General features: G+C 72.8%; 13 protein-coding genes. 8 read left to right on the forward strand and 5 right to left on the reverse strand.

What is annotated here, in order from left to right:
* Positions 1-28 precede the first annotated feature (28 nt).
* From HF577_RS08615 to HF577_RS08630, 4 genes are read left to right on the forward strand one after another with little or no spacing between them, the layout of a single operon-like run.
* On the forward strand, positions 29-1573 hold the full coding sequence (locus HF577_RS08615) for an ABC transporter ATP-binding protein (protein WP_169395226.1): 1545 nt from the start codon (positions 29-31) through the stop codon (positions 1571-1573).
* On the forward strand, positions 1570-2667 hold the full coding sequence (locus HF577_RS08620; RefSeq protein WP_169395227.1) for an ABC transporter permease: 1098 nt from the start codon (positions 1570-1572) through the stop codon (positions 2665-2667). The genes HF577_RS08615 and HF577_RS08620 overlap by 4 nt, the downstream gene beginning before the upstream one ends.
* Entirely contained in the window at positions 2664-3932 is a 1269-nt protein-coding gene (locus tag HF577_RS08625) for an ABC transporter permease (protein ID WP_169395228.1), read from the forward strand. Before HF577_RS08620 ends, HF577_RS08625 begins: the two co-directional genes overlap by 4 nt.
* Positions 3925-4320, forward strand: coding sequence for a cytidine deaminase (locus HF577_RS08630; RefSeq protein WP_169395229.1), 396 nt, complete (start codon positions 3925-3927; stop codon positions 4318-4320). The genes HF577_RS08625 and HF577_RS08630 overlap by 8 nt, the downstream gene beginning before the upstream one ends.
* Positions 4321-4363: 43 nt before the next feature.
* On the opposite strand, the gene HF577_RS08635 is transcribed toward HF577_RS08630, so the two are convergent.
* Complete coding sequence (locus HF577_RS08635) at positions 4364-5083, reverse strand: alpha/beta fold hydrolase (protein WP_169395230.1); 720 nt, start codon at positions 5081-5083, stop codon at positions 4364-4366.
* Positions 5084-5210: 127 nt separating this feature from the next.
* Here HF577_RS08635 and HF577_RS08640 point away from each other — a divergent pair, with 127 nt between their 5' ends.
* Together HF577_RS08640 and HF577_RS08645 are read left to right on the forward strand one after the other, a co-directional pair.
* Positions 5211-6161, forward strand: a complete 951-nt coding sequence (locus tag HF577_RS08640) for an AraC family transcriptional regulator (protein ID WP_169395231.1) — start codon at positions 5211-5213, stop codon at positions 6159-6161.
* A gap of 24 nt (positions 6162-6185) precedes the next feature.
* Complete coding sequence (locus HF577_RS08645; RefSeq protein ID WP_169395232.1) at positions 6186-7466, forward strand: thymidine phosphorylase; 1281 nt, start codon at positions 6186-6188, stop codon at positions 7464-7466.
* Between the two features lie 130 nt (positions 7467-7596).
* Here the strand turns inward: HF577_RS08645 and HF577_RS08650 are convergent, their stop codons facing one another.
* Positions 7597-8664 carry a PA containing protein gene (locus HF577_RS08650; RefSeq protein ID WP_169395233.1) on the reverse strand — a complete coding sequence of 356 codons (1068 nt, stop codon included), beginning with the start codon at positions 8662-8664 and terminating at the stop codon, positions 7597-7599.
* Between the two features lie 193 nt (positions 8665-8857).
* Positions 8858-9616, reverse strand: coding sequence for an SDR family NAD(P)-dependent oxidoreductase (locus HF577_RS08655; RefSeq protein WP_169395234.1), 759 nt, complete (start codon positions 9614-9616; stop codon positions 8858-8860).
* A gap of 61 nt (positions 9617-9677) precedes the next feature.
* Between HF577_RS08655 and HF577_RS08660 the strand changes: the two genes are divergently transcribed.
* Together HF577_RS08660 and HF577_RS08665 are read left to right on the forward strand one after the other, a co-directional pair.
* Complete coding sequence (locus HF577_RS08660; RefSeq protein WP_169395235.1) at positions 9678-11075, forward strand: serine/threonine-protein kinase; 1398 nt, start codon at positions 9678-9680, stop codon at positions 11073-11075.
* 127 nt (positions 11076-11202) lie between these two features.
* Entirely contained in the window at positions 11203-12291 is a 1089-nt protein-coding gene (locus HF577_RS08665) for an adenosine deaminase (protein ID WP_169395236.1), read from the forward strand.
* A gap of 21 nt (positions 12292-12312) precedes the next feature.
* Here the strand turns inward: HF577_RS08665 and HF577_RS08670 are convergent, their stop codons facing one another.
* Together HF577_RS08670 and HF577_RS08675 are read right to left on the reverse strand one after the other, a co-directional pair.
* Positions 12313-13533: a primosomal protein gene (locus HF577_RS08670; protein WP_169395237.1), complete on the reverse strand. Its 1221-nt coding sequence runs from the start codon at positions 13531-13533 to the stop codon at positions 12313-12315.
* 25 nt (positions 13534-13558) lie between these two features.
* The gene (locus HF577_RS08675) at positions 13559-14443 is read right to left on the reverse strand and encodes an aldehyde dehydrogenase family protein (RefSeq protein ID WP_169395238.1); all 885 of its coding nucleotides are present in this window, start codon (positions 14441-14443) and stop codon (positions 13559-13561) included.
* Positions 14444-14476: the final 33 nt, after the last annotated feature.

The raw sequence follows: 14476 nt of genomic DNA on the forward strand, positions 1-14476 counted from the left end.
CGCGTCCCCCTTCGAAAGGCCTGATCTCATGGCCACGAGCGCGGCCGAGTACGCCGTCGAGCTCACCGGCATCACCAAGCGCTTCCCCGGCGTGGTCGCCAACGACGACATCCATCTCGCGGTCCGCCGCGGTGAGGTGCACGCCCTCTGTGGTGAGAACGGCGCCGGCAAGTCGACGCTGATGAAGATCCTCTACGGGATGCAGCAGCCCGACGAGGGCACGATCTCGGTGGACGGGCACGTGGTCCGGTTCCGTTCCCCGTCCGACGCGATCCGCGCCGGGATCGGCATGGTCCACCAGCACTTCATGCTCGCCGACAACCTGACCGTCGCGGAGAACATCCTGCTCGGGGCCGAGGCGATGCTGGGAATCGGCGGTGCGGCCCGGCGCCGGATTGCCGAGCTGGCCGCCACCGTGGGGCTCGAGGTCGACCCTCGCGCGCTGGTGGAGCGACTCGGGGTGGCCGACCGGCAGCGCGTCGAGATCATCAAGGTGCTCTACCGCGGTGCCCGCACGGTGATCCTCGACGAGCCCACCGCGGTGCTGGTGCCACAGGAGGTCGACGAGCTGTTCGACACCCTGCGCACGATGCGCGCCGACGGTTTCACGTTCCTGTTCATCTCCCACAAGCTCGACGAGGTGCGCGCCATCGCCGACTCGATCACGGTCATCCGCCGGGGCATGTCGGTGGGCACGGCCGACCCGGCCTCGGTGACCAGCAGGCAGCTCGCCGAGATGATGGTCGGCAGCGAGCTCCCGAGCCCCGAGACCCGCGACTCGACGGTGACCGACCGCGAGGTGTTGCGCGTCGAGGGGCTGGAGCTGCAGGCGGAGTCCGGTGCGCGTCCCCTGCTCGCGGGGATCGACCTGGTGGTGCACGCCGGTGAGGTGCTGGGCATCGCGGGTGTCGAGGGCAACGGCCAGACCGAGCTCGTCGAGACGATCATGGGTATCCGCCGGGCGAGCGCAGGCACGGTCGTGCTCGCCGGGACGGACCTCAGCCACGCCAGCACGCTGGAGCGGCGCGAGGCCGGGATCGGCTACGTGCCGGAGGACCGCACGCGCCACGGCATCCTGGCCAGCCAGCCGCTGTGGGCCAACCGCATGCTCGGCTACCAGAGCAGGCCGCCGGTGTCCCGGGGCGGCCTGCTGGGCCTGCTCGACCGGGCGGCCGCCCGGCGCGACACCGAGCGGATCGTCGCCGAGTTCGACGTCCGCACACCGAGCGTCGACGTGCCTGCTGCCGCGCTGTCGGGCGGCAACCAGCAGAAGCTCGTGGTCGGCCGGGAGCTCTCGGGCGATCCGGTGCTGCTCATCGCGTCGCACCCGACCCGCGGTGTGGACGTCGGGGCGCAGGCGGGCATCTGGGAGGAGCTGCGCAAGGCCAGGGCGCGCGGCCTTGCAGTGCTGCTGATCAGCGCGGACCTCGACGAGCTGATCGGGCTGTCCGACACGATCAAGGTGATGCTGCGCGGGGCGCTGGTCGCCGACGCCGACCCCGCCACCGTCACGCCGGAGGATCTGGGTGCGGCGATGACCGGCGCCGACGACGGGCGAGGAGCGGTGGCATGAGACGCATCCGGACGGTGCTGCTGCCGCCTGCACTGGCGATCGTCTTCGCCGCGTTGCTCTGCGCGGTCGCGCTGCTGATCAGCGGCGACTCCCCGCTCACCGCCCTGCGGGTGATGATCACGCAGGTCGGCGAGGGCACGACGGCCGTGGACATCGTCAACAGCGGGGCCGTCTACTACATCGCCGCGCTCGCCGTCGCGATCGGCTTCCAGATGAAGCTGTTCAACATCGGTATCGAGGGCCAGTACCGGCTGGCGGCATGTGTGGCCGCGATCGTCGGGGGTGCGCTCGTGCTGCCCCCGGTGGTGCACACGCTGGTGATCATCGTGGTCGCGGCGGTGGTGGGTGCGGCGTGGGCGGGCATCGCCGCACTGCTCAAGGCCTACCGCGGGGTCAGCGAGGTCATCTCGACGATCATGCTGAACTTCATCGCGACCGGCCTGATCGCGTTCCTCATCAAGCCCGACTCGTTCGGGGTGCTCCAGGGCAACAACATCTCCACCGCCCCGATCGAGCCGAGCGGGCAGTTCCCGGGCATCTCCTTCGGCTCCGGCGGCACGCTGTTCGGGATGGTCGGCGTGGCCGCGCTGCTCGGGCTGGGCTACTGGTTCCTGCTCAACCGCACGCGGTTCGGGTTCGAGCTGAAGGCGTCGGGGGAGTCGCCGACGGCCGCCACGGCGGGTGGGGTCGACGCCCGCCGGATGGTGATCATCGCGCTGGTGCTCTCCGGTGCGGTGGCCGGGCTCGTCGGGCTGCCAGAGCTGCTGGGGCGCGACTTCGCGTACACGCTCACCTCGCCGCAGGGCTACGGCTTCACCGGGATCGCGGTCGCCCTGCTGGGCCGCAACCATCCGCTGGGCATCGCGCTCGGGGCGTTGCTGTGGGCGTTCCTGGACAAGTCCGCGCTCGCGCTGGACAACGTCGGGGTGCCCCGGGAGATCGTGCTGATCATGCAGGGATCGGTGGTGCTGTCCGTGGTCATCGCCTACGAGATCGTCCGGCGCTACGAGCTGGCGGCCGAGCAGCGCAGGGTCGCCGCGCAGCTACGGGACACCGCGGCTGCTGAGAAGGCGGCCGAGAAGGTGGCGTCATGACGACGCTCCGCACCGCGCCGGTGACGTCGCCGCCGTCGCCCTCACCGGGCAGGCGACGGGTCCCGGCCTGGGCGCGCGTGCTGACCGTCGTGGTGGTCGGAGTCGTGATCCTCTCGGTCACGGCCACCCTGACCGGCCAGTACCAGCTCACCTCGCGGGGCACCACGCAGGCGGCGGTGCTGCTGCTGCTCCCCATCCTGTTCGCCGGGCTCGGCGGACTGTGGAGCGAGCGCTCGGGAATCATCAACATCGGTCTCGAGGGCATGATGATCCTCGGCACCTGGGGCGCGGCGTGGGCCGGCTACCAGTGGGGGCCGTGGGCCGCGGTCGCGGGCGGCATCGTGTTCGGGGCGCTCGGCGGGCTCCTGCACGCCGTCGCCACCGTCACGTTCAACGTCAACCACATCGTGTCCGGTGTCGCGATCACGCTGCTCGGCATGGGCGTCACGAAGTACCTCTCGACGCTGCTGTTCGAGCCGATCTCGCAGAACCCGCGCCAGTCCCCACGGGTCGAGGCGTTCGAGACGTTCTCCGTGCAACCGGTGGCCGACGGGCTGGCGTCCGTCGAGTCCCAGCAGCGGGTGCTGCTCTCCGACGTGGCGGGGCTGCTCGGCGGCCTGGTCAGCGGGCTCACGCCGCTCGTCATCATCGGGTTCGCGCTCGTCCCGATCAGCTACGTGGTGCTGTGGCACACCCGCTTCGGACTGCGGCTGCGGTCGTGCGGGGAGAACCCGGTGGCCGCCGAGTCGCTCGGCGTGAAGGTGGCCACCTACAAGTACATCGCGGTGGTCACCTCCGGCGCGCTCGCCGGGCTCGGCGGGGCGGCGCTCACGCTCAACCCCGGCCAGCTGGGCTATCTGGAGGGCCAGACCGGCGGCCGCGGGTACATCGGGCTCGCCGCCATGATCTTCGGCAACTGGCGCCCCGGTGGCCTGCTCGCCGGTTCGGCGCTGTTCGGCTACGTCGACGGCGTCCAGCTGCGGGCCGGTGGCGAGGCCGTCCACGGCCTGCTCTACGGGGCCACGATCCTGGCGGTCGGGCTCGCGCTGCTGTGGGCGGCGCGGCGCCGGTGGCGGGCGGCGCTGATCGCGGCGGTCGCGGGTGCGGCGGTGTACGCCGTCTACTTCTCGATCGACACGGTGCCGCGGGAGTTCGCGGCGTACGCACCGCAGCTCGTCACGCTGCTTGTGCTCGCCGTGGCGTCGCAACGGCTACGACCACCCGCCGCCATCGGCGTCGAGTACCGGCGGGGCGAAGGTGACTGAGCCCGACTGGGACGCCCTGCGCGCGGCCGCCGTGGCCGCCGCCGGTTCGGCCTACGCCCCGTACTCGCACCTGCAGGTCGGAGCGGCCGCCCTGTGCGACGACGGCCGGGTCGTCACCGGGTGCAACGTGGAGAACGCCTCGTACGGGCTCGGCCTCTGTGCGGAATGCACCATGGCCGGGCAGCTGCGCCTGACCGGCGGCGGCCGGTTCACCGCGGTGGCCTGCCGGTCGGGCGCGGGCGATCTCCTGATGCCGTGCGGGCGGTGCCGGCAGATCCTCTACGAGTTCGGCGGCCCGGACTGCCTGGTCGACACCCCCCGCGGCATCCTCCCCATGCGCGAGGTCCTGCCGGATGCGTTCGGCCCGGACGACCTGCCGCAGCGCTAGGCGCCGGACAAGATCAGTAGCTGACCGCACCCCGCAGTCGCGCTCAGCTGCTGATCTTGTCCGGCAGGGCCGCCAGCTCGGCGCTGATCTCACCGATCAGGTCGGCGAGGTCGGCGGGCTGGGACAGGAACGGCGAGTGGCTGGTGGGCATGTGCCGGACCAGGTCGGCCTTCGGCGGCAGCGTCTCCGCCAGCACCGGGGGGAAGATCCGGTCCTCGTCGCAGACGACGAACGCCGAGGGGAGCCGGCGCCAGGCCGCTCGCGTGAGCGGCTCCAGGAACGACAGGGAGCTCTGCGGTCGCAGCCGGACCACCGCGGCCTCTGCGACGTCGGCGGCCACGTCCGCGTACATGAGCACCGTCGAGCTGTCCGGCACCGGCAGCAGCGGCGTCTCCTCCGGGTCGAACCACGGTCCGCCCGTCGGCCCGAGGACGTACTCGCCGACGTCGAGCATGTGGGCGGCCAGGTAGATGAGCTGCGTGACCCGCGGAACGGTGGCGGCCACCTCGGTGACCGGCAGGCCACCGTAGGAGTGGGCGAGCACGGTGATCGGGCCGTCGATGCCGGCGAGGTGCTCGCGGATGACCTCGGCGTCGCGGTACATCCCGGCCTCCGGATCGCCGGAGGCGCTGAGCAGGTCCACTGTGGAGGTACGCCAGCCCCGGGCCGCGAGCTGGGGGACGAGCAGCTCCCAGGCCCATGCTCCGTGCCATGCGCCGTGCACCAGCACCAGCGTCCGTTCATGTGCCGCGTCGGCGACCACGGGCCACTCCTCGTTCTCGGTTTGTCGACCACGGCCCCGTCCGGGCCGCCCTTCACCGACGCTAGGTGGGGGCCCGCGTAGGGTCCATTTGCCGATGTCCGTCGTCCTTTCGTGATCGTCCGGAGCTGTGGTGGACCCCCTGGAGCACGTGCTGACGCTGCTGAGCGTCGAGGGGATGGTGGGGGTCCCGCTCCACGCAGGCGGACGCTGGGCAGTCGCGTTCAGCGGGCGGCTGGACATCCGGTGCGAGGCGGTGGTCGAGGGCGCCTGCTGGGTCACCGCCGAGGGCCGGGACGAGCCACTGCGCGCCGAGCAGGGCGACTGCTACCTGGTGGTCGGCAGGCGGCATTACCGGCTGTGCAGCGACCTGGAGACCCCGGCCGTCCCGGCGAACGCCGTCTACCGGGACCCCGACGGGACACGCCGGCCGCATCCGCGCGTAGGTACCGGGCACGACACCACGCTGGTGGGCGCCGGCTTCACGTTCGACGTGCACGCGGCCCCGCTGCTGCTCGGCGTCCTGCCGCCGGTGGTCCACATCCCTGCGGAGTCCGGGGACGCGGCCGCCCTGCGGGCGACGATCATCCTGCTCGGCACGGAGGTTGGCGGCGACCGGCTGGGCCGGGCGGCCATGCTGAACCGGCTCTCCGCGGTGGTCCTGCTACAGGCGCTGCGGGCGTACGCGGAGGCCGGCGGAGCGGCGACCAGCGGCTGGCTGGGGGCGTCGCTCGATCCGCAGATCGGTGCCGCGCTGCGCGCGATGCACGCCGACCTCGCCTACCCGTGGTCGGTACCCGAGCTGGCCGGGATCGCGCGCATGTCCCGGTCGACCTTCTCGCTCCGGTTCAAGGAGGCCGTCGGCGCCTCCCCGGCCGACTACGTGCTCCGCGTGCGCATGCACACCGCGGCCCGGGCGCTGCGCGAGAGCGGGCGGACGGTCGCCTCCATCGCAGCGGGGGTCGGCTACGGCAGCGAGAGCGCGTTCAGCGTCGCGTTCAAGCGGGTCATGGGTCGATCACCGGGCCGGCACCGGGTGCTGGGCGCCCCCCGCGACATCGGACCGGCCTGGGCGTCGTGAACGGGATCTGAGGAAGGAACGGAATTGCCGAACGCCATCGACGTCATCACCGCCAAGCGGGACGGGAGGCGGCTGTCCGACGACCAGATCGACTGGGTACTCGCGGCCTACACCCGCGGGGAGGTCGCCGACGAGCAGATGGCCGCGCTCGCGATGGCGATCCTGCTGAACGGCATGGACGCCGACGAGATCGCGCGCTGGACCCAGGCGATGATCGACTCGGGCGACGTGCTCGCGCTCGCGGACGTCGGCCGCCCGCTGGTGGACAAGCACTCCACCGGCGGGGTCGGCGACAAGATCACGCTCCCGCTGGCCCCCCTCGTCGCCGCGTGCGGGGCCGCCGTGCCGCAGCTGTCCGGGCGGGGGCTCGGCCACACCGGCGGCACGCTGGACAAGCTGGAGTCGATCCCGGGCTGGCGCGCGGCGCTGTCTCTGGAGGAGATCGCCGCTCAGCTCTCCGACGTGGGTGCGGTGATCTGCGCGACCACCCCGACGCTCGCCCCCGCCGACCGCAAGCTCTACGCGCTGCGCGACGTCACCGGCACCGTCGAGTCGATCCCGCTCATCGCCAGCTCGATCATGAGCAAGAAGATCGCCGAGGGCACCGGCGGTCTCGTGCTCGACGTCAAGGTCGGGTCCGGGGCCTTCATGAAGACCGAGCCGCTGGCCAGGGAGCTGGCCGAGACCATGGTGCGGATCGGCGGCGCCCACGGCCTCGCGACCACCGCGGTCCTCACCGACATGTCCGTGCCGCTCGGGCGCGCCGTCGGCAACGCCCTCGAGGTGGCCGAGTCCGTGGAGGTGCTGCGCGGCGGGGGGCCCGCCGACGTGGTCGAGCTGACCGTGGCACTGGCCCGGGAGATGCTGGCACTGGCCGGCATCACCGGCGTCGACCCGGCGCAGGTGCTCTCCTCCGGCGCCGCCTACCCGGTGTGGGAGCAGATGATCGCCGCGCAGGACGGCGACCCGTCGGCGCCCCTCCCGGCCGCGACGCACGTGGAACCGGTGCTCGCCGAGCGCTCGGGCGTGCTGAGCAGGGTGGACGCCATGGCCGTCGGGATGGCGGCATGGCGGCTGGGAGCGGGCCGGGCCCGCAAGGAGGATGCGGTGCAGGCCGCGGCCGGGGTGCTGCTGCTCGCCGGACCTGGCGATGAGGTCGAGGCCGGGCAGCCGCTGCTGGAGCTGCACACCGACACCCCCGACGCGGTGCCCGGGGCTCGTGCCGCACTGGCCGACGGGCTGGTGGTCTCCGACGAGCCCGCCGCCCGCGGCACCCTGCTGCTGGACACGATCCGCACCCGGTGAGCCCGGCCGCCTCGGCTTGATCAGTCCGAGATCCACGGATCCGCCCCCGCGGGGGCGAATCCGTGAGTCTCACGGTGATCACTGGGCCGGGCCGCCCCGCCGCGGGAGCGGCCGGGCCGGCGGTGGGCCGTCAGTCGTCCGGGTCGTCGTTGACGATGTCGCCGACCGATGCCCCGTTGGGGGACTTCACGACGACCTTGCGCGACTGCCGGCGCTGGGCGGGGCGGGGCGGCGGGGGAGGTGACTGGACGGCGGCGCCACGGCCCAGGATCAGCTCCGCGAAGGTGGCCATGGCCTCGTCGAGCTGGCCGGCGTTGCGCCGCTCGGACTCCTCGTTGGCCTGCTCCACGAGCGTCCGGACCGAATGCGAGTCGGGCCGGGCCACCAGCGCGGCGTCGAGCTTGCCGAGCTTCTGGTCGATCTCGCCGCCGAGGGAGCCGAGACGTCCGGACAGTCCCTCCTCGAGGGAGTCCAGCCGGGCGCTGACGGCGTCGAGCCGCTCGGCCAGCGACCCCAGCCGCGTTGCGAGCCCGTCGAGCGGCTCCGTGGGGTCGACGGCGGGGCGGGCGGCCAGGTCCTCCAGCCGGCGGTGCAGACCGATGCTGGTGTCGCCGAGGAGGTTGCGCATGCCCTCGTCGGACTCGTCCATGGCGCGGACGGCGTTGTCGAGCTGCTCGCGGACGGTGCGCTCGATCCCGTCGATCCGCTCCTTGATCGGGGTGCCGACCGACGACGGCATCGCGTCGAGCCGCATCTCGTGGCGGTCGAGGCGGTTGTCCAGGTCGTCGAGGCGCTTGTGCAGGCCCCCGAGGCGGTCGTCGAGCCCGTCCATCCGGCCCGACACGCCCTCCAGCCGCCCGGCCATGCCGTCGAGCCGCCCGTCCAGCTGGGCGATCGGCTTGGCGATCTTGTCGGGTATCGCCTCGACGGCCCGCATGACGGCGGCGATCGCGGCGTCCTGGGCGTCGAGCTTGGCGACCGTCTCGTCGAGGCGCTCGGCCAGGACGCTGACCTCGGTGCGGTCGGGCAGCTCGGTCATCCGCTTGCGGATCGTGCCCAGGGCGTCGAGTGCGGCGAGGCGGGCGTGGATCTCGTCGAGCGAGTCGAAGATCTGCTGCTGCTCGCTGTCGCGGATCTCCGCGGCTCGCATGAGCATGCCGCGCATGCGGTCGAACGACAGTGTGGAGTCATTGCTCATGGCGGCGGGGAGCTTCCTCTGAGCCGGACAACGGGGAGTGCCGTGCGCACTGAGGGTAGCGACCCGTGTTGATCACTCCCTCGGCGCTCCCCGTTCGGAGTGGGTTCGCCCGATTGGAGCAGTATGGAGGGCTTTCGCTCACCCACCGGAGCCAGTGGGCGGCCAGGTCACGCCACCGGCGGGGCCCGAGCCGTCAGGTCCGGAGGTAGGACGCGCCGTTGACGTCGACGATCGCGCCGACGGCCGACTCCGTGCCCGGCGAGGCGAGGAACACGATCACCCTGGCGATCTCCTCCGGGGTGGCGGCCCGCCCGAGCGGGCTCTGCGCCCGGACCGCGTCGCCACCGGGTCCGTGCAGGTAGGGCGCTGCCATGTCGGTCTCGACGAAGCCCGGCGCGACCGCGGTGACGTAGATGCCGTGCGGCGCCAGCGCCTGGGCGAGCGACTGGCTGAAACTGTTGAGCCCGGCCTTGCTCGCCCCGTACGCGGGGTGGTCCGGCTCGCCGCGGAAGGCGCCCCGGGAGGTGACGTTGACGATCCGCCCGCCCCCGTTGCGGACCATGTGGGGCACCACGCAGTGCACGAGGTTCGCCGGCCCGACCAGGTTGGTGTCGATGGTCTCCCGCCAGGCCTCCTGCCACGTGGCGTAGTCGGTGTCCAGCACGGGGTGCCGGGTGTAGACGCCGGCGTTGTTGACCAGCACGTCGACCCGTCCGAGGCGGTCGACCACCGACCGCACGAGGGTCTGCACCTGCGCGGGGTCGGCGACGTCGGCCTGGAGCGCGATGTGCGGGCCGCCGCCGAGCGCCACGAGCACCTCATCGGCCGCCTCGCGGTCCTGGCGGTACTGGATCGCGACCGTGGCGCCCGCCGCGGCGAACTCGAGGGCGGCAGCCCGGCCGATACCGCGGGAGCCGCCCGTCACGAGCACGACAACGCCATCGAAGGCCATGGAGATCAGCATGTCAGCCCGGTGGGGGGTTGAGCGGAGCGGCTCCTGGGAAGGATCACCCGTGCCCGAAGTCGACGAGGACCGCCTCGTACCCGCGCTGGCCGAGCGCTACGAGCTCGGGGACGTCCTCGGTGCCGGTGCCGCCGCAACCGTGTATCGGGCAGTCGATCGGCACTCCGGACGGTCGGTCGCGGTGAAGCTGTTCGACCCGCAGGTGTCCCGCCCGCGCCGCCCGGGCCACGTCGTGGAGGCGGCGGCGCTGGGCGAGCTGCGCCACCCCGCTCTCGTCGAGCTCTACGCCACGGGCGTCGACAACGGCCTGGCCTACCTGGTCATGCAGCTGGTCGACGGGGGGACGCTGTCGGACCGCATCGCCGGCGGGCCGGTGCCGGTCGGGACGGCCGCGGCCATGGGGGCACGCCTGGCGGACGCACTGGCGCACGTGCACGAGCGGGGCATCGTGCACCGCGACCTGAAGCCCGGCAACGTCCTGCTCGACGCCGATCAGCGGCCCTACCTCGCCGACTTCGGGGTATCCCGACTCATCGACGCCACGCGGGTGACCGCGACCGGGTTCGTCGTCGGCACGCCGGCGTACATGGCTCCCGAGCAGGTCAGGGGCCAGGCGGTCGGCCCCCCGGCCGACGTCTACGCGCTCGGCCTGATCCTGCTCGAGGCGGTGACGGGCAGGCGCGAGTACCCGGGCGACGTGGTGGAGTCCGCGGTCGCCCGGCTGCACCGGAGGCCCGCGGTTCCCGCCGGGCTCCCGGACGGCCTGCGATCGCTGCTGAGTGCGATGACCGCCGATGATCCGGACCAGCGGCCCTCCGCAGCGACCGTGGCAGCACAGCTCACTGCTTCGGCCGGGGACACGGTGGCCGGGTCGACGGGCCCGGCACCACGTCCGCTCCGCCGGTCGAGATGGCTTGCTGCGGCTGCCGCGAGTGCCGTGCTCACAGCGGGGGCGCTGGTCATGACCACCGCCACGGGCACCCCATCGACGCCCCGAGCCGCTGCCGGCGGTGCGTCCTCCCCGGCCCTCCCGTCCTCACCTGCGCCCGCGGCTCCGGCCGCGCCGGTCGTGGTGCCACCCCTCGTCGCAGCCCAACCGGCGACTCCGCAGGTGGGAGCGGTCGCGCTCACCGCTGCTGCTCCCCGTCCCTCCCCGGCCCGTTCGCCGGCAGCCACCGCCGAACGGGCCGCTGAGGGCAGCGATGCGCGGCGGCTCCGGGAAGACCGGTCCGGTTCGACGCCCCCGGCCGGCCGGTCCGACCCCGATACCGATCGCCCCCGCCCGGTGACGGGCGGGGCCCCGGCCGGGGACGGGAACGACGGCTACCGGAGCGCGAGGAACAACAGCGGTGCCACGAACCGCCAAGGAGCGGAGAACCGGGCCGCCGCCTCGGATCACGGCGGCGGCAAGGGCGGCAAGGAAGGCAGGGGCGACAGGGGGAAGTGAGCCGACGGAGGGCCTGCTGGGCGAAGGATGCCGTCCGGCGGCCGTCTCCCGACCGGTGACCGCCGCCCGGAGCTCGCGTACCGGATCGGGCACCCCGGGACGGGTTGCCGTGTTCTAGCGTGGCGGGGTGCCCGTGCCGCTGAACATCGACTCCGTCCGGGACGCACCGAAGGTGCTGCTCCACGACCACCTCGACGGCGGGCTGCGGCCCGCCACCGTCGTCGAGCTCGCCGACGCCGTGGGCTACGCCGGACTGCCGAGCACGGATGCCGATGAGCTGGGCAGCTGGTTCCTCGCCGCCTCGCACTCCGGCTCCCTCGAGCACTACCTGGAGACGTTCGGGCACACCGTCGGGGTGATGCAGAGCGTCGACGCGCTGGTCCGGGTGGCAGCCGAATGCGCCGAGGACCTGGCCGCCGACGGCGTGGTCTACGCCGAGGTGCGGTTCGCTCCCGAACTGCACGTCGAACAGGGTCTCGCGCTCGACGACGTGGTCGAGGCCGTGCTGGAGGGTTTCCGGGTCGGCTCGGCTCGGGCCGCCGGGCGCGGCAGGCGGATCCGCGTGGGCTGCCTGCTCACCGCCATGCGGCACGCCGCCCGGTCACGGGAGATCGCGGAGCTGGCGGTGCGCTACCGCGACCTCGGAGTGGTGGGCTTCGACATCGCCGGCGCCGAGGCCGGTTTCCCTCCCACCCGCCACCTCGACGCGTTCGAGTACCTGCGCCAGCAGAACGCGCACTTCACGATCCACGCCGGGGAGGCGTTCGGCCTGCCGTCGATCTGGGAGGCGTTGCAGTGGTGCGGCGCCGACCGGCTGGGCCACGGCGTGCGGATCGTCGACGACATCATGCTGGGCGCCGACGGCACCCCGAGGCTGGGACTGCTCGCCGCGTACGTGCGTGACAAGCGCATTCCGCTGGAGATGTGCCCCACGTCCAACGTGCACACCGGCGCGGCCAAGTCGCTGGCCGACCACCCGATCGGCCTGCTCACCGAGCTCCGGTTCCGCGTCACGGTCAACACCGACAACCGGCTGATGTCGGACGTGTCGATGACCAGCGAGATGACGGCGCTCGCCGACACGTTCGGCTACGGATGGGCCGACCTGCAGTGGTTCACGGTCAACGCGATGAAGTCGGCCTTCCTCGGCTTCGACGAGCGGCTCGCGCTGATCAACGACGTGATCAAGCCGGGGTACGCGGCACTGATGGCCTGACGGCCCGGCCGTCCGGGTGCGTCAGTGCACGGTGAGGCGCGCGGTGAGCTCGTCGACCAGCTCGCGGAACCGTGCCGCCTCCGCGTCGAACGGCGGGCTGGGCGCGAGCCGGGTGGGGTCGGGCTTGATCACGAACGAGACCAGCCACCCCAGGGCCTGCGACTCGGCGAGCGCCTCGCGGGCGTCGTCGTCGCCTGCCCACTCGCCCACGTCCAGCAGCAGCTCCACAGCCAGCTCCAGCTGGGACGGGTCGACGGTGAGGGTGCCCTCGGCGATGTCGTCGTCGAGCCCGGTGAGGGTGTAGGAGTTCAGCTCGTCGACCTCCACCTCCAGCTCGCCGACGGCCGCCCGCTCTACGACCTCCGACCACGTGGAGGCGGCGACGAGGTCGTGCCCGTCGGCGCCGTCCTCGCCGAGCCAGCGGGCGAGGGCGCGCTCGGTGGTGAAGACGTCGATCTTGCCGTTCGAGCCGAGGAAGACCGGGGCGTCGTCGAGGTAGCAGCGCAGGGTGACGTACTCGCCGTCGCGGGTGGTGATGCGGACCGGGTCGATGCCGATCTCCTCCCAGAAGCCGGCGGGCTCGTCGTCCTCGCTCTCGTCCCGGTCGTCGCCGACGGTGGCGAGGACGGGCTCGTCGACCTCGTCGACGACCACGACCTCCTTCTCCGCCGCGGCGAGGGCCGCCGCGTCGACGTCCGGGGTGTCGACGAGGTCGTCGAGCGCGTCGATGACCTCGTCCCAGCGTTCAGCGACCGTGTCGACCATCTGCGTCCACAGCCGTGCGCCCTCGCGTCCGACGAACGGCAGGGTGCCCTGGCGCAGCAGGGCGAAGGCGGGCGCCGAGTCGACGACCTCGGTGACGACGTCCAGCTCGCAGACGTCGGCGATCGACCGCACCATGTCGGTGATCTCGGCGAGCTCGCTGATCGTCCAGGTGTCGGGGTCCTCGGCCACGAGCTCGGGCACCCCGACGATGTCGTAGCGCTGCGTCTCCTCCGGCGTCAGCTCGGCGACGGTCAGGTCCGGCACCACCGACCACGCCGGGTGGTCCACCAGGTCGTGTTCGGCCGCGGTGCGGACGAACGCGGCGAGCTGGGCGACCTCAGGAAACGCGAAGAGCGCTTCGTCGTCGCCGAGGAACGCCTCCCACTCCTCGCCGTCCTCGCGCCACCGCGGGGCCCACAGGGTGACGAGGTCCCCCTCGGTGAGGGAGAGCTGGATCGGGACGATGTCGCTGGCCACGACGAAAGGGTAGGCCGCTGGCTGGTCAGCGCCCGACCGGGTGCCAGACCGTCTTGATCTCGGTGAAGGCCCGCAGCCGGGCGATGCCGGGCGGACGCATCGGATCGGGCTCGGTGGCGGGCCGGGGAAGGACCCGTTTGACGGTGTCGGCCGCGGCCCGTTCCAGCTCGGTGGTCAGCTCCGCGGGGGCGCCTGCCAGGTCGAGCGCCTGCACCTCGGCGTGGGCGGCGAGCCACGGCGCCAGCTCGGCGACGTGGCCGGTGAGCAGGTTGGCGACCCCGCCGGGAACGTCGGAGGTGGCGAACACCTCGGCGAGCTCGATCGCGGGCAACGGCCGGTTCTCCGACGCCACGACCACGGCGGTGCACCCGGTGGCGAGCACCGGGGCGAGCACGTCGACGAGCCCGAGCAGGGCCGACGACTGCGGCGCGAGCACGCCGACGACGCCGGTCGGCTCGGGGGTGGACCAGTTGACGAGCGGACCGGCCACCTGGTTGACCGAGCCGAGCACACCGGAGAGCTTGTCGGTCCACCCGGCGTACCAGACCCAGCGGTCGATCGACGCGTCCACCAGCGCCGTCGCCCGCTCGCGCGGCACTCCCTCGGCCTCGGCCACGACGTCGACGAACCGGTCGTGACGGCCCTGCAGCATCTCGGCGACGCGGTAGAGCACCTGCCCGCGGTTGTACGCGGTGGCGCCCGACCAGCCGCCGAACGCGGAACGGGCGGCACTCACCGCGTCGCGGACGTCCTTGCGGGACGCGAGCGCGGCGTGTGCGAGGAGCGTCCCCTGCGCGTCACGGACGGGGTAGCTGCGGCCGGACTCCGACCGCGGGAACGCGCCGCCGACGTAGAGCTTGTAGGTCTTGGCGACACCGAGGCGGCCGTCGACGGGCGCGGGCTGGCTCATGGCGCATGAGCCTACGACCGGGACACCCCGATC

The organism is Pseudonocardia xinjiangensis (assembly GCF_012911925.1).
In the GTDB taxonomy this organism is placed as follows: Bacteria; Actinomycetota; Actinomycetes; order Mycobacteriales; family Pseudonocardiaceae; genus Pseudonocardia; species Pseudonocardia xinjiangensis.